The organism is Sporichthyaceae bacterium (genome assembly GCA_036269075.1).
Taxonomy (GTDB): Bacteria; Actinomycetota; Actinomycetes; order Sporichthyales; family Sporichthyaceae; genus DASQPJ01.
Genome location: DATASX010000007.1, coordinates 1 through 18,106, shown reverse-complemented (window position 1 = coordinate 18,106; position 18,106 = coordinate 1). Strand labels below are relative to the sequence as shown.

Genomic DNA, 18,106 nt, shown 5'->3' with positions numbered 1-18,106 from the left:
CCTGAGTCTTGCGGGCGCTAACGTCGGTTCGACATGTCTGAGGAAACAGCGCGCTCGCTCGACGCGCCCATCGGGATCTTCGACAGCGGCGTCGGCGGGTTGACCGTCGCGCGCGCCGTGCTGGACCTGCTGCCCGCCGAACCGGTTCTCTACGTCGGCGACACCCGCAACGCCCCCTACGGGCCGCGGCCGATCGCGCAGGTCCGCGCGCTGGCGCTGAACGTGCTCGACCACCTCGTCGACGAGGGCGTCAAGACGTTGGTGATCGCCTGCAACACCGCCTCGGCCGCGGTTCTGCGTGACGCCCGGGAGCGGTACCAGGTGCCGGTCGTCGAGGTGATCCGACCGGCCGTGCGGCGGGCCGTGGCGGCCACCCGCAACAACCGGGTCGGTGTGATCTGCACCCAGGCGACGAAGACCTCGCAGGCCTACGAGGATGCGTTCGCCGCCGCCCACGATCTGACCCTGACTGTCGCGGCCTGCCCCCGGTTCGTCGAGTTCGCCGAGCGCGGGCAGACCTCCGGGCCCGAGGTGCTCGCGGTCGCCAAGGATTACCTGGCGCCGATGATCGAGGCGGGCGTCGACACGGTCGTGCTCGGCTGCACCCACTACCCGCTGCTGGCCGGCCCGATCGCCCACGTGCTCGGCGAGGAAGTCACGCTGGTCTCCAGCGCGGAGGAGACGGCCAAGGACGTGTACAAGGTCCTCGTCGACTCGGGCCTGGCCCGCCCGGAAGACCGGCCTGCGCCGCGGCACCGGTTCCTGGCCACCGGCGACCGCCAACCGTTCGCGGCCGTCGGCCGTCGATTCCTGGGGCCCGACCTCGGCGTGGTCGAGGCCCTGGGCGCCGTCGAGGTCATGGGAGCAATTGCGTGAGCGAGCTTGCGAACGAACCAGTGTCACAGTGCACGGCATCTCCTGGCCCGCGCGGGCGGGCAGAGGCACGCCGGTGAGATTGACCGTTGTCGGCTGCTCCGGCTCGTTCCCCGGTCCGACCTCGCCGGCGTCGTGCTATCTGGTGGAGGCCGACGGGTTCCGCGTTCTGCTCGACCTCGGCGCCGGCGCACTCGGCGCGTTGGCCACCCACGTCGACGTCGGCAGTATCGACGCGGTCGTGCTCTCCCACCTGCACCCGGACCACTGCATCGACATGTGCGGCTACTACGTGGCCCGCAAGTACCGCCCGGACGGCGCCCTGCCGCGGATCCCGGTCCACGGGCCGGCGGATACCCCGAGCCGGATGGCCGCGGCCTACGGGTTGCCCGAGGACCCCGGGATGACCGAGCAGTTCGACTTCCGCAAGCTGACCGCCGGGGAGCCGTTCGAGATCGGGCCGTTCCGCTTCCACACCGACCGCACCGTGCACCCGATCGAGGCCTACGCGATCCGGGTGGAGCACGGCGGCAAGGCGCTGGTGTACTCCGGGGACTCCGGGGTCTGCGACGAGTTGGTGCGGCTGGCCACCGGCGCGGACCTGTTCCTGTGCGAGGCCTCGTTCCACGACGGCCGCGACGTGGCCCCGGACGTCCATCTGACCGGCAGCCAGGCCGCCGAGCACGCCACCCGGGCCGGGGTGCCCCGGCTGCTGCTCACGCACATCCCGCCGTGGAACGACCCGGCCCGCACGCTGTCCGAGGCCGCTGACTTCGAGGGCCGCGTCGACCTGGCCTGCCCCGGCGCCACCTACGAGATCTGAACGCGCGTGCCCGTAGGCTCGCTGGCATGTTGCGGTCGGGTCGGGTGGCGCACGCGCCCCCCCAGCCCCGACCGGCGTACCCATAGGCTCGCGGGCATGTCGCGACCAGGGGGGCGCAAGCCCGACGAACTTCGCCCGGTGACCATCACCCGCCGCTGGCTGGACCACGCCGAGGGGTCGGTGCTGGTCGAGTTCGGCAAGACCCGCGTGCTCTGCGCGGCCAGCGTCACCGAAGGTGTGCCGCGCTGGCGCCGGGGCAGCGGCCAGGGCTGGGTGACCGCCGAGTACGCCATGCTGCCGCGCGCCACCCACACCCGCGGCGACCGCGAGTCGGTCAGGGGACGTATCGGCGGCCGCACCCACGAGATCTCCCGGCTCGTCGGCCGCAGCCTGCGGGCGGTGATCGACTACAAGGCGCTGGGGGAGAACACGATCGTGCTCGACTGCGACGTGCTCCAGGCCGACGGCGGTACCCGCACCGCGGCGATCACCGGGGCCTACGTCGCCCTGGCCGATGCCGTCGAATACCTGCGCGGGCGGAACGCGCTGGCCGGCGAGCCCTTGACCGGCAGCGTCGCCGCGGTCAGCGTCGGCATCTGCGGCGGGCAGCCGTGCCTGGACCTGGAGTACGTCGAGGACGTCGCGGCGGCCACCGACATGAACGTGGTGTGCACCGGCGACGGGCGGTTCGTCGAGGTGCAGGGCACGGCCGAGGGCGCACCGTTCGACCGGGCGCTGCTCGACTCGCTCCTCGACCTCGCGGTCGGTGGCTGCGCGGATCTGACGCTCATTCAGAAGGCTGCCCTGGCAGTGAATCCGGGCGTATGACCGGCACCCTCGTGCTGGCGACGCGCAACGCCGCGAAGCTCGTCGAGCTCAACCGCATTCTCGCCGAGGCAGCGTTGTCGCCGCGGCTGTGCGGTGTGGACGAGTTCACCGGCGTGCCCGAGGTCGCCGAGACCGGCGCCACGTTCGCGCAGAACGCGGCGCTGAAGGCGGTGGCCGTGGCCGCGGCCACCGGTCTCCCGGCGGTCGCCGACGACTCCGGGCTGTGCGTCGACGCGCTGAACGGGATGCCCGGGATCTTCTCGGCCCGGTGGGCGGGCAAGCACGGCGCCGACGACGCGAATCTCGACCTGGTGCTGGCCCAGATCAGCGACATCCCGGACGAGCGTCGGGGCGCGCACTTCGCGTGCGCCGCCGCGCTGGCCCTGCCCGGTGGGGTGGTCGAGGTGGTCGAGGGCCGCATCTTCGGGCGCCTGCTGCGTGCCCGACGCGGCGAGCAGGGATTCGGCTACGACCCGATCTTCCTGCCCGGCGGCCACGACCGGACGACCGCCGAGATGTCCGCGGTCGAGAAGGACGCCATCAGCCACCGAGGCCAGGCGCTGCGGGCGCTGTTGCCCGCGCTGCGGAGGACCTTGACCGGAACGTGACGACGATTCCGGCCGGGGTACGCGGTTTGCGCGACAATTGGCTCGTGCGGTGGCGACTCGTGTCGGGGGCGGTGGTGCTGCTCGGCCTGACGCTGGCCGGGTGCGCGCCGGTCGCGCAGTCGCGCGTGGCTGCGGCTCCGGTCTCGCCATCCCCGGACACCTTGTCCCCGGACACCCCGATCCAGCCGCAGGACAACGCCGACGTCCCCGAGGCCGACGTTTCCGCGCAGTACGCGGCGGCTGTGGTCCGCGAGGCCAAGCCCGCCGGCATCAATCCGCAACTGCTGATGGCGATCGTCTACAACGAGTCGTACAAGCCGCACGACGCGGCCAGCCAGCGGCTGTGGCAGGCGCTGAACCCGGGCGCGTCATTCGGCATCGTGAACATGCACCAGGCCGCGTTCGACCAGGCCCGGCGTGGGCGCCCGTTCGCCGGCCGCAGCTTCCAGGAGTTGCCCGACGACCCGGAGCTCGCACTGCAGGCCGCGGCCTGGTACCTGCACGACCTCTCGCACTCGCTGCCCGCGCACCCGGCCACCACGTTGACCCACGACCAACTGCTCGCCTTGGGCTACAACACCGGCCCCGGCAACATGCGGCTGTTCGCCCGCGGGGTCGCCCCCGGCCCGATGGCGGAGACGTACCTGAGCGAGCTGAAGTCCAACTGGGACAAGGCCGCCGCCGCGCTGACCAAGGCCGGCGACCCGACCCCGGGCACACCGCGAGCGCAGCCGACGCCTCCCCTGGCCTGAGTTAGCCTCGCGCGTATGGATTCCCTGGAGCAGCAGGCCACGGTCGTGGACCTCGGCGCGGTCTACGCCGAGCAGCGGCGCCGCATCGCGGAACTGGTCCGGGCGCTGCCCGCGGCCGACCTGCTGGTCCGGTGCCCGACCTGCCCGGACTGGACGGTGCGCGACGTTGTCGGCCACCTGACCGGCCTGATGTCCGACGTCCGGACGCGGAACCTGGCCGGACTGGGCACCACGGAATGGACCCAGGCCCAGGTGGACGCGTTCGCGGCGTACAGCCTCGAGGCGGTGCTCGAGGCCTGGACCGCGCTCGCCGAGCCCGCCGAGCGCGATTTCGCCGGAGTCGTCGGGGCGCCCGGGATGCGGTTGATCTCCGACGCGTTCACCCACGAGCACGACATCCGCGGTGCGGTGCGGCGCCCCGGCGGCCGGGAGTCCGCCGCGATGGCGGTCGCGCTGCGCGTGCAGCTGGACGCGCTGGCGACCCGGTTGGGCGACGCCGCTCTGCCCGGGCTGGAGCTGCGGTGCGCCGACGGCGGCTCGTTCCTCGTCGGCCCGGGAGAGCCTGCCGGGGTCGTGGAGTTCCCCACCACCTGGGACATGCTCCGCACGATGTGTGCCCGGCGCAGCCAGGCCCAGTTGCGGGCCTGCTCCTGGCAGGGCGTCGCCGCCGAGGACTACCTGGACGCGTTCTTCCGCTTCGCCCCGCCGGTGGCCGACGTCGCCGAGTGACCCGCTCGGGTCACGGGGACTGCGTGAGCCCCGGGTCGAGCGGCGAGGACGAACCCTGCTCGGCCGGGTGCATCATGTCGGCCAGCGCCTGGGCGATGACCGCGTGGCCCTTGGCCGAGAGGTGGTCGCCGTCGGCGGCGAGCAGCTCCGTCGTGTCGCCCCGGCCCTGGAACAGCCGCAGCGTCGACAAGTACTGGACGTGGCCGTTCTCGGCCGCGTGCCACAAGGCCTCGTTGGTGAGCCTCGTGGCCTCGGCGGCGGCGCGGCGCTTGTTCGCCGAGTACTTGCGCTGGGCGACCGCGCCGTCCTTGAAGTCGTTCCAGTAGCCGCAGACCACGACCTTGGCGTCGCTGTTCAGCCGGTGGATCTCGTCGATCGCGTTCGAGATGTTGTGCTGGAGGCGGGCGGCGATCGGGCCGTACTGCTTCTGCGGCGAGGCCCCGTCGGTGACCCGCTGGAACGCGTTGCTGAAGTCGTTGGCGCCGGCGAAGATGACCACGAGGTCGACGTTGCGGATCTCGCTCTGGACGGTTCCGTCGTGCAGCACCTTCATCAGGTCGCCGCTGGTCGAGGAACCGTGGGCCTCGTTCTGGACGCGGATGCGCTCCTGGACGCGGTCGGCGACCAGGCCTGCGTAGTCGACCAGCAGGCCGGGGCAGTGACAGCGATCCAACGCCGTCAGCACCGAGTCGCCGAGGCCGATCACGCGCAGCCCGACGTCGGAGGCCGAATCCGGCTTGCTCGGTGCGCTGTGGGCGCCGGCCGCCGATGCGCCGCTGAAAGCGACGGAAACTCCCAGGAGACTCGCGAGCGCGACCGATGCGGTGCGCTTCCAACGGCTGCGGTTCACCGCTGCCCCTTTCCCCCAACGCCCACACGCCGACGGCTCAGATCCACTGCCCACCGGGCGGTCAGTCAATCACCGCCCACGCGTCGAAAAGGTGGCCATCGGACGGCACTTCACCTGTTCGGCGCATCCCGTGGGGGAGCCTACGACGGCTGATTTGGGCGGGGAGTGGTCTTTGTCGGGTTGAGTACAGGAGTTGAAGTTGATTGCAGAGTGCACCTAGAGACGAGTGTTTCTCACGATTCGTGAGGTTCGGAATTCACGTCCCGTCGCGCGGGACGAGATCGGCCAACGGCACCTCGGGATCGACCAGTCGCGCCGGGTCGATCGGTTGCGCAGACCGCACCATCGCCTCGAGTGGGTCCCCGACGTCGCAGACGTTGACGTTCATGGCTGCCAGCACCCGGCTCTCGGCGTCGAGCCAGAACGCGATGAACTCGCGCTTGCCGCGGTCGCCGCGGTAGACCACGTCGGAGAAGCTGCCGGGTTCCAGCCACCCCCAGCACTCCAGGTCCAGGTCGTACTGCGTGGAGAAGAAGTACGGCACGCGGTCGTAGGGCTCACCCAGGCCGAGCATGGACAGTGCGGCGGCCGCGCCGCCGACCAGGGCGGTGTCCCAGTGCTCGACGCGGATCGGCCGGGCGTAGAGCGGGTGGTCGGCCCGGACGCAGGTCCCGGCGGCGTAGATGTCGGGGTCGGAGGTCTGCATCCGGGTGGTGATGCGGATGCCGTCGTCGACCTCCAGCCCGGCGGCCTCGGCCAGCGCGGTCGCGGGGCGGTGGCCGACGCCGATCACGACCGCGTCCCCGCTGATCTCCTCCCCGGTGCTGGTCACCACCACCGGTCCGGGGCGGACCTCCGGCAGGCCCAGGCCGATGCGGACGTCAACCCCGTGGTCGCGGTGCAGCTGGACGAACATGTCACCGATTCCCGGCCCGAACCGCCGACTGAGCGGCGCCGCGTCCGGTTCGACCATCACGACCTCGCAGCCGTGGTGCCGGGCCGCGGCGGCGACCTCCAGTCCGATCCAACCGCCGCCGACCACGATCACTCGGGCCTGTCCGGACAGGCTCTCCCGCAGCTGGTCGAAGTCGCCGAGTCGGCGCAGGTAGAAGACGCCGGGGTGATCGGTGTTCGGGATCCGGCGGGCTGTCGATCCGGTGGCGAGCAGGAGCTTGTCGTAGTGCTGCCGGGAACCGTCGGCCAGCCCGACCTCGTGCGAATTCCGATGGATCACGGCGACCGGAGTGCCCAGTCGCAGCTCGACGTCGTGTTCCGCGTACCAGTCCACGGTGTGGACGTAGATCTGCTCCAGGGTCTCGATGCCCTTCAGGTACCCCTTCGACAACGGCAGCCGCACGTAGGGCCGGTGGGCCTCCTCGCCGATCAGGACGACCCGGCCCTCGAAGCCGGCCTCGCGCAGCGCCTCCGCGGCCTTCGCGCCGGCCAACGAGGCGCCGACGATGACGAAGGTCCGCGGATCAGGCACACGCGAACGTTAGCTGCCCGGACGCCCGGGTGATTGTCCGCACCGATGCGGCCCGGCGTTGTCGCCGGTGCGCGAGGGGGGACTTGAACCCCCACGTCCGAGGACACCAGATCCTAAGTCTGGCGCGTCTGCCAATTCCGCCACTCGCGCTGGTGGGGGTCGCGACCCCCGGGTCAGAAGGTACCTGGGCTCACCTCGGGACGGACGGGACGAGTTGCAACCGGCGAGGTGATTTCCGGCCCGCGGTCGTCACTCCGGTTGCGACTCTGCCCGTGCGCGTCAGACTTCGAGCGCCCGCAACAACCGGTCGACGTGCCCGGTGGCCTTGACCCCGTACTGCGCCAGCTCGATGTTGCCCTCGGCGTCGATCACGAAGGTCGAGCGGATCACGCCCTCGACGATCCGGCCGTACATCGACTTCTGGCCGTAGGCACCGTAGGCGCGCAGCACGCTCTTGTCCGGGTCGGACAAGAGCGGGAAGGGCACCGAGTCGCGGTCGCGGAACTTCGCCAGTTTCGCCGGGGAGTCCGGCGACAGCCCGAGCACCGTGTAGCCGGCACCGGTGACCCGGGCGATGTTGTCGCGGAAGTCGCAGGCCTGCTTGGTGCAGCCGGGGGTCATCGCCGCCGGGTAGGCGTAGAGGATCACCCGGCGCCCGCGCAGCTCCGCCAGCACCACCTTGTTGCCGTCGGCGTCGGGCAGCGTGAAATCGGGCGCGGGATCCCCGGGGGACAGATGCACGTTCTCGGCCACGAATACCTCCTCCTGTCAATTCTCGCCGCCCATCCTTCCCCTAGCACCGCGCGGCGCGTAATCCGGTGCCCGCGCTGCCAGGCACCCGGCTGTGCTGGAAGGATGTCCCGATCCCGACGGGTCCCGCCCGTCGTGACTGGTCCGAAGAAGGGCGGCAGCGTGGGCAGGACCGGTAACTCCGCGAGCGATCCGGCGGAGTTGGAGGCACAGATCGCGGCTGCCCGCGACCGCCTCGCCGTCTCGATCGACCAGATCTCCGCCCGAGTTGCGCCGAGTGCGATCGCCGACGCCGCGAAGTCCCGCGTCCGCGCGATCGTGATCAATCCAGATGGCAGTATTAAGAAGGACAAGGCTGCTATTGTCGGCGGCGTCGGTTTCACGATCGTTTTGTGGGTCGCCTGGCGACACTTTCATTAGCAGCGTTTGACTAATGTCACGCCGCGTCGCTGTACAGATACCGGTGGCGCACAGAATTGCCCGGATTGTCCGACATAACCGATGAATGCGCAGTTCAGCGGGGCTGTACCACCTTGAATTACTTGATGTGCCGCACGCTTACGCAGTCGGTCAAGGTATGTCCGGGCGCGTATCGCCGGCCCCCATCTCGTCCCTACTCTCAAACGGAAGTCCTTCAGGTGGACTCCGATTTCCAGGGGTGGGGAATCAATGGCTGACATCGCATTCAAGCCGGGCGTTCTGGTCCGGAAGGGGACGGCCAAGAAGGCCGTCGCCGACAAGAAGGCCGTGGCCGGACGCAAGCACCGTGGCGACCACCAGGCCGCCGTCAAGGTAGCCGGCCAGACCGCGGCCGTCGCCGGACTGTCGGGCGTTCTGCTGCTCGCGCTGAAGGCCATGGTGCTCGTGGCGCCGTCGGTCCTGCCGCACGGCAACGGCCTGGACTCGCTGGGTCGGCCGATCCCGAGCGCCGGGATCGCCGACAACAGCACCGCGCCGGCCTCGATGGGCACCGCGCTGAACTCGGCTCCGGCGAGCACGTCCGACGCCGGCACGACCCCGCGCTCCAGCGGTGGCTCGACGATCAACCTCGGCGGCAACACCGGCTCCAACGCGGGCGGGAACACCGGTGGCAACACCGGCGGTACCACGACCCCGGGCTCGGGCAGCGCTGGTGGGGGAAGCACCAGCACGTCCACCGGAACGCTCTCCGGCGTCGCAACGACGTTGGGCAACACCGTGAACAGTGTTCTGCCGGGTGTCGGCAGCACGGTCACCAAGGTCCTCACGCCGGTCACCAGCACGGTCGACTCCACGCTGAGCCCGGTCGAGAACACGCTGAAGCCGGTCACCTCGACGGTCGGTTCGGTGGTTCAGGGCACTGGCCTCGGCGACACCGTCGGCCAGGTCGCCTCGACCGTCGGGCTGGAGGGGACCACCGACCAGCTCGGGCTCACGTCCTCGAACAGCTCCTCCGGCTCGGGCGGCCTGCTGGGCGGCGTGCTCGGCGGCTCCGGTGGCGGCCTGCTCGGTGGTCTCGGCTAGTAGCGCCAAGTTCCTCGCAGATGCCCCGGGGCCGTGGCCCCGGGGCATCCGTGCGTCCGGGCTCGATGCACCCGCCGTACGCTGTGCGGACATGAGTGGTAGTCGGCGTTCCGAGGCAGCGAACCTGGGGGAGAAGCTGCCGATCCGGCTGCTGCACGACCGGGTGCTGGTCCGGGCCGACGGGCCCGAGGGCGAGCGCCGGTCGACGTCGGGCATCTTGATCCCGGCGACCGCGCAGATGGGCAAGCGGCTGAATTGGGCCGAGGTCGTCGCCGTCGGGCAGAACGTCCGGACCGTCGAGGCCGGCGACCGCGTGCTGTTCGACCCCGAGGACCGCTCCGAGGTCGAGGTACGCGGCACCGACTACATCCTGCTGCGGGAGCGCGACGTGCACGCCGTCGCGGCGGAGCGCCTCAACGACGGGTCGCCCGGCCTCTACCTGTGAGTCCTCCTCACGAGCTGTGACCCCCTGTGACTGTCCGCTCACGGGAACACCGTGGATCGTTCGCGAGTTGGGGTAGACAACGCGTCGTAGGCAGTCGACGACCCAGGGGCGGGCGTCCACGACGCGAGCCGCGCTGAAGGCGTGGTGAGGAGGCCGTACCAATTATGCCGCGTCAGGACGTCACCGAGGAGAAGCAGGCCGGCACCACCCGAGTCATCGGGCGCCCGCGGCGCGCCGAACGCGCCGCAGGTCAGGATCCGGACCTGGTTCGTTTCTACCTGGACGAGATCGGGAGCACCGCACTGCTCACGGCCGAGCAGGAGGTCGATCTTGCCAAGCGCATCGAGGCCGGCGTCTTCGCACGTCAGCTGCTCGACGAGGCCGCCGAGAACAAGACCCGGCTGGGTCCGCGGCGGCGGAGGGAGCTGCTCGACCTCGCGGCCGACGGCGAGGCGGCGCGCGACCACATGGTCCGCGCGAACCTGCGGCTGGTGGTCTCGGTGGCGCGCAAGTTTGCCGGCCGCGACGTGCCGTTCCTGGACATCGTCCAGGAGGGCAACCTCGGCCTGATCCGCGCAGTGGAGAAGTTCGACTACGCGCGCGGCTACAAGTTCTCCACCTACGCGACCTGGTGGATCCGCCAGGCCATCCAGCGCGGACTGGGGGAGCTCAGCCGCACGGTGCGGCTGCCGGTTCACGTCGTCGAGGAGTTGTCGCGGCTGAACCGGTTGGAGCGGACCCTCGGCACCGCGTTGGGGCGCGAACCCACCGTCGCCGAGTTGGCCGCCGAGCTGGAATTGCCCGAGGAGCGGATCGTCGATCTGCGCCGCCAGAACCGGACCCCGGTCAGCCTGGACTCGGCCGTCGGTTCCGACGGGGAGACCCCGATCGCCGACCTGATCCGCGACGACGACGCGATGGCCGCCGCCGAGATCGCCGAGCACAACGCGATGATCACCCAGTTGCGCTCGTTGGTCGCTGCGCTGCCGGAGCGGCAGGCTGCGGTTCTGACGATGCGTTTCGGACTGCGCGACGGTGTCCCGAAGACGCTGGCCGAGATCGCCGCGCCGATGGGCCTGACGCGGGAGCGGGTGCGGCAGTTGGAGAAGGACGCGCTGGCGACCCTGCGCGACCCGGAGACCGGCGCCGCGCTGATCGCGTGGACTGCCTGATCGGATGTCGTAACGGTCGACGAGCGTGGACGGGTTGGCCAACGTGAGGCGGCCAACCGGGGCAGGACGGTTTGGCTGGGGCAGACTGGTCCCGTGAGCCGAAACCCGAAAGCAGGCCTGCCTGCCCAGCCCGCAGATCTCGTCGACGTTGCTCGGCTGGTCACGGCCTACTACGCCGAGCACCCCGATCCGGCCGACCCGGCACAGCGCGTCGCGTTCGGCACCTCGGGGCACCGCGGCAGTGCGTTCTCCGCGAGCTTCAACGAGGACCACATCGCCGCGATCACCCAGGCAATCTGCGAGCACCGCGCAGCGGCCGGCATCGACGGGCCGGTGTTCCTGGCCAAGGACACCCACGCGTTGTCCGAGCCGGCCACGGTGACGGCCGTCGAGGTGTTGGCCGCGAACGGTGTCCGCGTGCTGTTGGACAGCCGCGACGGCTGGACGCCGACGCCCTCGCTGTCCCGGGCGGTGCTCCAGCACAATGCGCTGCCCGGCCGCGGCATCGCCGACGGCATCGTGGTGACGCCCAGTCACAATCCGCCGACCGACGGAGGCTTCAAGTACAACCCGCCGAACGGCGGACCGGCAGACACCGATGTGACCGGTGCGGTCGCGAAGCGTGCCAACGAACTGTTGGACAACAGGTTGCGCGGGGTGCGGCGCATCCCGTGGCCACGGGCTCGCGCGGCCGACACCACCGGCACCTACGACTTTCTCGGCAAGTACATCGCCGACCTGCCGCTGGCACTCGACCTCGACGCGATCGCCGCCTCCGGGGTACGCATCGGCGCCGATCCACTGGGCGGGGCCAGCGTGCGCTACTGGGCCGAGATCGCCGACCGTTTCGGGTTGGCGCTCGAGGTCGTGAACCCGCTCGTGGATGCCACGTTCCGGTTCATGACCTGCGACTGGGACGGCAAGATCCGGATGGACTGCTCCTCGCCGGACGCGATGGCCTCGCTGATCGCCCGGCGGTCGTCCTACGATTTGGCCACCGGCAACGACACCGACGCCGACCGGCATGGGATCGTCACCCCCGACGCCGGGCTGATGAACCCGAACCACTACCTGGCGGTGGCGATCAACCACCTGATCGGCACTCGCGACGGGTGGTCCGCGCAGGCCGCGATCGGCAAGACGCTGGTGTCCTCCTCGATGATCGACCGGGTCGCCGAGAGCCTCGGCCGGCGGGTGCTGGAAGTCCCGGTCGGATTCAAGTGGTTCGTGCCCGGCCTGATGGACGGCTCATTGGCCTTCGGCGGCGAGGAGAGCGCCGGAGCATCGTTCCTGTGCCGCGACGGCAGCGTGTGGACGACCGACAAGGACGGCATCCTGTTGTGCCTGCTGGCGGCTGAGATTCGCGCCACCACCGGACGTTCGCCCAGTGAGCACTACGCCGAACTGGTCGCCAAGTTCGGCGACCCCACCTACGCCCGCATCGACGCCCCGGCCACCCGGGAGCAGAAGGCGGTGCTGGCGAAACTGACGCCGGATCAGGTGACGGCCACTCAATTGGCCGGCGAGCCGATCCGGCAGCGGTTGACCACGGCACCGGGCAACGGCGCCCCGATCGGCGGCCTGAAGGTGACCACCGACTCCGGGTGGTTCGCCGCCCGGCCGTCGGGCACCGAGGACGTCTACAAGATCTACGCGGAGAGCTTCGCCGGGCCCGAGCATCTGGCCCGGATCCAGGAAGAGGCCCGCGAGGTCGTGACCGCCGCGCTGGCCGGAGCGTGACCGCGAGTGTGGAGCAGGTGGTCCTGCTCGACCCGGACGGCCGGCCGTGCGGGGTCGCCGACAAGGCGACCGTGCACGGCTCGACCACCCCGTACCACCTGGCGTTCTCCTGCTACCTCTTCGACAACGCCGGCCGGTTCCTGGTCACCCAGCGCGCGCACACCAAGCTGACCTGGCCGGGGATCTGGACCAACAGTTGCTGCGGCCACCCCGGCCCCGACGAGCAACCGCGCGACGCCGTGGTGCGCCGACTGCAGCAGGAACTCGGGATCGTGGCCGACAGCCTCGTGCTGGCCCTGCCGGAATTCGCCTACCGGGCAAGCTTTCTGGGCGTCGAGGAGTACGAACTGTGCCCGGTGTTCCTGGCCCGCGCCGACGCGGAGCCTGCCCCGGACCCGGCCGAGGTCGCCGCGACCGACTGGTGGCGCTGGCCGGACTTCGTGGCCGAGGCACTGGCCGCCGACAGCCGGATCTCGCCCTGGGCCCAGGAACAGGTGCGCCAACTCGACTCCGGCGGCCACGTGGAGCGATTCCTGGCGGCGGCACAGCACTCGTCGCCCTGCAACCGGTAGCCGCTCAACCCTGGGCTCCCGAAGCTCAACCCTGGGCTCCCGAAGCTCAACCTGGGCTCCCGAAGGCTGCCGAACATGGCGGAGACCGCGGTGGCTCTCGCTGCGGCGCGTCGCGCCCCTGGTGTTGCGATGTTGTTCGGCAGCCGACGGGGTTGTGGTGGTCAGTCCGCCTGGAACCGGTAGCCCATGCCTGGTTCGGTGAGCAGCCACTTGGGTCGGACCGGGTCCGGTTCGAGCTTGCGTCGCAGCTGCCACAGGTAGGCGTGCAGGTAGTTGGTCTCGGTGGCGTAGGCCGGGCCCCACACCGTCTGCAGCAACTGACGGCTCGTCACAAGCCTGCCCCGGTTGCGACACAGGGTCTCCAGGATCAGCCATTCGGTCGGGGTCAGGTGCACGTCGGCACCGCCGCGGACCACCCGTCGGGCCGCCAGGTCGACGGTGAAGTCATCGGTGGCGACCACCGGTTCCTCCTCGCCGGGGTTCGCCCGGCGCCCGGCGGCCCGCAGTCGTGCCAGGAACTCGTTCATCCCGAACGGCTTGGTGACGTAGTCGTCGGCGCCGGCATCCAGCGCGGCGACTTTCTGCGCCTCCTGATCGCGGGCCGACAGCACGATGATCGGCACGTTCGACCAACCGCGGATCCCGCGGATCACCTCGACGCCGTCCATGTCCGGCAGACCCAGGTCGAGCACGACGATGTCCGGTCGCTCACGGGCCATCGCGGCCAGTCCGGAAGCGCCGTCCGAGGCCGTCACCACGATGTGCTGACGGGCCGTCAGGTTGATGCGCAGGGCGCGCACCAGGGCCGGTTCGTCATCGACCACCAGCACGCTGGTCATGGCGTCGCCCGGGTCGTCGGCAGGTCCAGGTGCATGGTCAGCCCGCCGCCCGGAGTGGTGCGGGCGACCAGCCGCCCACCGAGCGTCTCGGTGAAGCCGCGGGCCACCGCCAGCCCGAGGCCGAGTCCGGACCCGTTCGGGGCATCGCCGAGTTGCTGGAACGGCGCGAACACCCGCTCCCGGTCCGCGGCCGGGATGCCGGGGCCGTGGTCGATCACCGAGATCCGCAGCATGTTGCCGTCGGCCCGTGCGCTCAACGTCGGCGGGCGGTCGGGCGGGGAGTACCGCAGGGCGTTGGTGACCAGGTTCGCCAGCGCCCGTTCCAGCAGGCCGGGGTCGGTCTGCAGTTCGGGCAGATCGGGTGGGATGTCCAGCCGCAGACCGGCGGCCTGCTCGGCGTCGAGGCTGCGCAGCAGTCGGGGAGTGAGGTCGGCCAACGCGGTCGGCTGCAGCAGCGGACGCACGATGCCGCCGTGCAGCCGGCTCATGTCGAGCAGGTTCGCGATCAGGTCGGTCAGCCGGTCGGCGCCGTCCTCGATGGTCTCCAGCAGCTCGGCCTGATCGGACGCGGACCAGATCACGTCGTCCTGCCGCAACGTGGACACCGCGGCCTTGACCGAGGCCAACGGCGTTCGCAGGTCGTGCCCGACCGCGGCCAGCAACGCCGTCCGGGTCTGGTTCTCCGCAGCCAACGTGGCTCGGCGGGCGTCCAGGTGCACCACGCCGCTGACGCTGACCGCGATCAGCACGAACAGCCCCAGCGCGAAGGCGTTGGCCGGGGCCTGGATCGTCCAGTCGTGCACCGGCGGGGTGAAGTACCAGTTCAGCAGCAGGCCCGAGGCGACGGCGGCCCCGACGGCCGGCCACACCCCGCCGAGCACGGTGACCGCGATCACCGCGACGAGGTACAGCAGCAGGTCGTCGACCAACGGCAGGTGCGCCCAGTCGGCGTCCAGCACAGCGGTCAGCGCCGGCAGTAGCCCGACGGCCAGCGCGAAGCCTGCCAGCATCCGGGTGCGGCCGATCCCGCTGTGCGTCACGGAGGCAGTCTGACACCGGCGCCCCCGATCGCCACTTCTGCTGCCTGTCGCACCTATCAGGGCACCCCGATAGGTGCGACAGGCAGCAGAAGTGCGGGTGTGGTTAGGCGCTGTGCCCCAGGTAACGGGCGAACAGGTCCTCGCCGTCCAGCTCACCGGGCTCGCCGACGAAGGCCACCTCGCCGCGATGCAGCAGGTAGACGTAGTCGGCCAACGCGAGCGCCTTGGTCACGTACTGCTCGACCAGCAGCAGGCTGGCGCCGCCGGCCGCGATCTGGTGCAGGAAGTCGAAGATCTCATCGACGATCCGCGGGGCCAGGCCCATGCTGACCTCGTCGAGCAGGACCACGGACGGGCTCTGCACGTACGCGCGGGCCAACGCGAGCATCTGCTGCTCGCCGCCGGACAGCGTCCCGGCCACCTGACCGAGTCGCCTGCCGAGCACGGGGAAGGCCGACGCGGCCTGCTGGATCGCGCGCTCGTGCTGTCCCGGCGGGGCCTGCACGACGATGTTCTCCCGCACGGTCAGCGACGGGAACACTCCGCGGCCCTCGGGGATGTGGCAGACCCCGCGCCTCATCAGCTTGTACGGCGGCTGACCGGTGACGTCCTGGTTGTCGATCACCAACTTCCCGCTCTCCGGGCGCAGCAGACCCGCGGCGACCCGCAGCAAGGTGGTCTTGCCCGCGCCGTTCGCGCCGAGCAGGGCCACCACCGCGCCGTCCGGGACGCAGAGCGTCACGTCGCGCAGCACGCGGCTCGTGCCGTACCCGGCGACGACCTGGCGCAGCTCAAGCATTCTGAGGCTCCGTCACTTGGTGCACTGGGGCTTGCTGCCCGACGACGTAGTCCAGCCCTTGTCGCTGAGCAGCTCGAAGTACACGCAGGTGATCAGCGGGGCCGCCTTCTGTCCGGGGCTGAACGTCATCGGCGGGGTCAGCCCACCGAGGGTCTCGTTGTGGATGGTCCCCAGGCCGGTCATCAGGTCGCCCGTGGTGATCGGTGCCGTCCGGGCCTTGGCGCCCAGGCCGTGCACGGCCGCCTCGACGAGCTTCCCGGCCGCCCAGGCGTAGATCGAGTCCGCGTCCGGGGTCAGACCGGGAGCGAACTTGGCGAGCCCGGCGTGGTACTCCTTCTGCCCCTCCGTGTCGTCGAGCGTCCACGGTGCCACCGCGCTGGCCGAGGCCAGGGTGTTGCGGCGGATGTCCGGGTCGTTCGCGTTCTGCGGGCTGAGCACCAGGCCGTTGGTGATGAACTCCGGGTGGTAGCTGATCGCCGCGCAGGACCGGGCGACCCGGCCGATCGAGGCACCGTCCATCGCCATCCCCATGGCCTGCACGCCCGCGTTCTTGGCGCTCTGGCACTGGGCCGTGAAGTCCGGCTGGGTCAGCGAGATCGCCGAGGAGTACGTGAGCTTGGCCCCGGCCTTCTTGGTCTCGTCCTCGATGATCTTCTGGCCGTTGGTGCAGACGCTGGCCTCGACGCAGTACAGCAGGCCGAGGTTGGTCTTGCCGGCCGCGACCGTCTGTTGCAGCGCGCCGCGGATGGCGCCGAGCAGACCGGCGCCGGTCGGGAACAGGTACGGGTTCTGGTTCCACGCGAAGTCGATGCCGTCGCCGCCGATGACCGGGATCTTGGCCTTCTCGGCGCCGGACAGGATGCCGGGGAACCCGATCGGGTCGAACACCCCGACGAGAGCCTGCACGCCCTTGTTCGAGACGAGGTCCTGGACCGCCGCCGCCGCCCGGGCCGGGTCGGCGCCGTCGTCGACCGCGTAGACCACGATCGGGTGGCAGGCGATCCCGCCGTGGGCGTTGACGTACTGGACCCAGGTCGCCAGGCCGTTGCGGGCATCCGCGGTCACCGGGCCCTCGACGCCGGAGAAGCCGCCGACCTGGCCCAGCTTCAGCGGGGCGCCGGACGCGGTGCACGGGGCGTCGGCGGCCGTTGCGGCGGCCGGGGCAGCGGCGGCGGTACCACCACCGGGCTTGGCCGCGGCCGCGGTCGCACCGGTCTTGCCCGCCCTGGCCCCGGCGGCCGGGACGGTGCCGGACACCAGCGGCGCCGGTGCCGGCGCCCCGCCGGTGCTCGTGCCGGTCTTGGTTGTCGAAGTCGCCGCGGCCGGCGCGTTCGCGGCCGTCCGGGTGGTGGTCGCGGCGGCCGGGGCCGCCGCGGCTGCGCTGCCCGCGGCGGTCTTCAGCGCCTGGATCGAGGCGTTGTCGAGGGACACCGTCGTGCCGCCGGCGCCGGCGACCACGTCGGAGTGGCTGACGCGGGTGCCGCACCCGGCGAGCACGAGCAGCGCGGCCGTCGCCAGGATCGCGAGCCGGCGGTCGGTTCGGCGGTTCATCGGTTCTCCTCTTAGGGAATTCATCGAGCGCCCTCGGTGACCACGGTCGCCGGAGTCGGTGGCCGTCCGGCCCGGGCCGCCGTGGTGCTGTCCCGACGGTAGGAGTCGCGCTCGGTCCAGCGCGTGAACGGAATCTGCGGGCGGACGGCGAAGACCGCGGCCAGGATCGCGCCGAGGCCGAACAGCACCTGGAAGCCGTCGCTGAACGAGGTGAGGTAGGCCGGGCCGACGAACATTGCGATCGGGCCGAGCACGGCGGCAGTGACCGTGGTGCGGCCGGCGATCGAGAGCACCGCCAGCAGCACCAGGGAGTAGACGTAGTTGAAGCTGGTGCCGGACACCGAACCGAACTGGCCCGCGAACAATGCACCGCTGATGCCGGCCAGGAACGCCGACAGGCAGAACACGAGCACCCGGGTCACGTCGACGGAGGCGCCGAGGGTCTGCAATGCGGTGGGGGAGTCGCCCAGGCCGCGCAGCAGGCGGCCCAGTCGGGTGCGCTCGATTGCGATGACCATGCCGATGCCGGCCAGCGCGAACGCCAGCAGCAGGTAGTAGTAGCCCCTGTCGGTGTCGAGGCTCAGCACGTGCGGGCGTCCGGTGTGCAGGTTCGACAGGCCGAACATGTAGCTCTTCACGTAGAAGAACTGGGCGATGAAGATGCCGAAGCCGAGCGTGGCCAGGGCCAGGAACAGCCCGGACAGTCGGATCGCGGGGATCGCCACCACAGCGCCGACCGGCACCGC

20 protein-coding genes and 1 tRNA gene are annotated in these 18,106 nt (G+C 70.9%); 12 read left to right on the top strand and 9 right to left on the bottom strand.

Annotation, left to right across the window (positions count from 1 at the left end):
- Nucleotides 1–33: 33 nt before the first annotated feature.
- The 6 genes from murI (at nt 34) to VHU88_01290 (ending at nt 4,613) form a co-directional block, all read left to right on the top strand.
- Complete coding sequence (gene murI, locus VHU88_01315) at nt 34–876, top strand: glutamate racemase (protein HEX3610302.1); 843 nt, start codon at nt 34–36, stop codon at nt 874–876.
- Nucleotides 877–949: 73 nt separating this feature from the next.
- Entirely contained in the window at nt 950–1,696 is a 747-nt protein-coding gene (locus VHU88_01310; GenBank protein ID HEX3610301.1) for an MBL fold metallo-hydrolase, read from the top strand.
- Nucleotides 1,697–1,792: 96 nt separating this feature from the next.
- Complete coding sequence (rph, locus tag VHU88_01305) at nt 1,793–2,524, top strand: ribonuclease PH (GenBank protein ID HEX3610300.1); 732 nt, start codon at nt 1,793–1,795, stop codon at nt 2,522–2,524.
- Nucleotides 2,521–3,132, top strand: coding sequence for an RdgB/HAM1 family non-canonical purine NTP pyrophosphatase (gene rdgB, locus VHU88_01300; GenBank protein HEX3610299.1), 612 nt, complete (start codon nt 2,521–2,523; stop codon nt 3,130–3,132). The genes rph and rdgB overlap by 4 nt, the downstream gene beginning before the upstream one ends.
- 44 nt (nt 3,133–3,176) lie before the next feature.
- Nucleotides 3,177–3,884, top strand: coding sequence for a transglycosylase SLT domain-containing protein (locus VHU88_01295; protein HEX3610298.1), 708 nt, complete (start codon nt 3,177–3,179; stop codon nt 3,882–3,884).
- A gap of 15 nt (nt 3,885–3,899) precedes the next feature.
- Nucleotides 3,900–4,613 (top strand): maleylpyruvate isomerase family mycothiol-dependent enzyme, encoded by a 714-nt coding sequence (locus tag VHU88_01290; protein HEX3610297.1) that lies wholly within the window; start codon nt 3,900–3,902, stop codon nt 4,611–4,613.
- 10 nt (nt 4,614–4,623) lie between these two features.
- Here VHU88_01290 and VHU88_01285 read toward each other — a convergent pair whose 3' ends face one another.
- From VHU88_01285 to bcp, 4 genes are all read right to left on the bottom strand, one after another.
- A complete protein-coding gene (locus tag VHU88_01285) occupies nt 4,624–5,463 on the bottom strand; it encodes an SGNH/GDSL hydrolase family protein (GenBank protein HEX3610296.1) in 840 nt (279 codons plus the stop codon).
- A 256-nt stretch (nt 5,464–5,719) separates the two neighbouring features.
- Nucleotides 5,720–6,949 (bottom strand): FAD-dependent oxidoreductase, encoded by a 1,230-nt coding sequence (locus VHU88_01280; protein HEX3610295.1) that lies wholly within the window; start codon nt 6,947–6,949, stop codon nt 5,720–5,722.
- Between the two features lie 68 nt (nt 6,950–7,017).
- A tRNA-Leu gene (locus VHU88_01275) sits at nt 7,018–7,099 on the bottom strand.
- Nucleotides 7,100–7,228: 129 nt separating this feature from the next.
- Nucleotides 7,229–7,702, bottom strand: a complete 474-nt coding sequence (bcp, locus tag VHU88_01270; protein ID HEX3610294.1) for a thioredoxin-dependent thiol peroxidase — start codon at nt 7,700–7,702, stop codon at nt 7,229–7,231.
- Between the two features lie 132 nt (nt 7,703–7,834).
- Here bcp and VHU88_01265 point away from each other — a divergent pair, with 132 nt between their 5' ends.
- From VHU88_01265 to idi, 6 genes are all read left to right on the top strand, one after another.
- Nucleotides 7,835–8,119: a DUF3618 domain-containing protein gene (locus VHU88_01265; GenBank protein HEX3610293.1), complete on the top strand. Its 285-nt coding sequence runs from the start codon at nt 7,835–7,837 to the stop codon at nt 8,117–8,119.
- 249 nt (nt 8,120–8,368) lie between these two features.
- Nucleotides 8,369–9,202: a hypothetical protein gene (locus tag VHU88_01260; protein ID HEX3610292.1), complete on the top strand. Its 834-nt coding sequence runs from the start codon at nt 8,369–8,371 to the stop codon at nt 9,200–9,202.
- 91 nt (nt 9,203–9,293) lie between these two features.
- Nucleotides 9,294–9,647, top strand: a complete 354-nt coding sequence (locus tag VHU88_01255; GenBank protein HEX3610291.1) for a co-chaperone GroES — start codon at nt 9,294–9,296, stop codon at nt 9,645–9,647.
- 164 nt (nt 9,648–9,811) lie between these two features.
- Complete coding sequence (locus VHU88_01250; GenBank protein HEX3610290.1) at nt 9,812–10,819, top strand: sigma-70 family RNA polymerase sigma factor; 1,008 nt, start codon at nt 9,812–9,814, stop codon at nt 10,817–10,819.
- Nucleotides 10,820–10,912: 93 nt separating this feature from the next.
- Nucleotides 10,913–12,559, top strand: a complete 1,647-nt coding sequence (gene pgm, locus VHU88_01245) for a phosphoglucomutase (alpha-D-glucose-1,6-bisphosphate-dependent) (protein ID HEX3610289.1) — start codon at nt 10,913–10,915, stop codon at nt 12,557–12,559.
- Nucleotides 12,556–13,131 carry an isopentenyl-diphosphate Delta-isomerase gene (gene idi, locus VHU88_01240; GenBank protein ID HEX3610288.1) on the top strand — a complete coding sequence of 192 codons (576 nt, stop codon included), beginning with the start codon at nt 12,556–12,558 and terminating at the stop codon, nt 13,129–13,131. The genes pgm and idi overlap by 4 nt, the downstream gene beginning before the upstream one ends.
- Before the next feature lie 161 nt (nt 13,132–13,292).
- On the opposite strand, the gene VHU88_01235 is transcribed toward idi, so the two are convergent.
- From VHU88_01235 to VHU88_01215, 5 genes are all read right to left on the bottom strand, one after another.
- Nucleotides 13,293–13,970 carry a response regulator gene (locus VHU88_01235; GenBank protein HEX3610287.1) on the bottom strand — a complete coding sequence of 226 codons (678 nt, stop codon included), beginning with the start codon at nt 13,968–13,970 and terminating at the stop codon, nt 13,293–13,295.
- Complete coding sequence (locus VHU88_01230; protein HEX3610286.1) at nt 13,967–15,010, bottom strand: ATP-binding protein; 1,044 nt, start codon at nt 15,008–15,010, stop codon at nt 13,967–13,969. Before VHU88_01230 ends, VHU88_01235 begins: the two co-directional genes overlap by 4 nt.
- Before the next feature lie 103 nt (nt 15,011–15,113).
- A complete protein-coding gene (locus tag VHU88_01225) occupies nt 15,114–15,809 on the bottom strand; it encodes an ABC transporter ATP-binding protein (protein ID HEX3610285.1) in 696 nt (231 codons plus the stop codon).
- Between the two features lie 12 nt (nt 15,810–15,821).
- Nucleotides 15,822–17,360: an ABC transporter substrate-binding protein gene (locus VHU88_01220; protein HEX3610284.1), complete on the bottom strand. Its 1,539-nt coding sequence runs from the start codon at nt 17,358–17,360 to the stop codon at nt 15,822–15,824.
- A gap of 20 nt (nt 17,361–17,380) precedes the next feature.
- Nucleotides 17,381–18,106, bottom strand: a 726-nt coding sequence (locus tag VHU88_01215) for a branched-chain amino acid ABC transporter permease (protein ID HEX3610283.1), incomplete at its 5' end; no start/stop codon positions are given.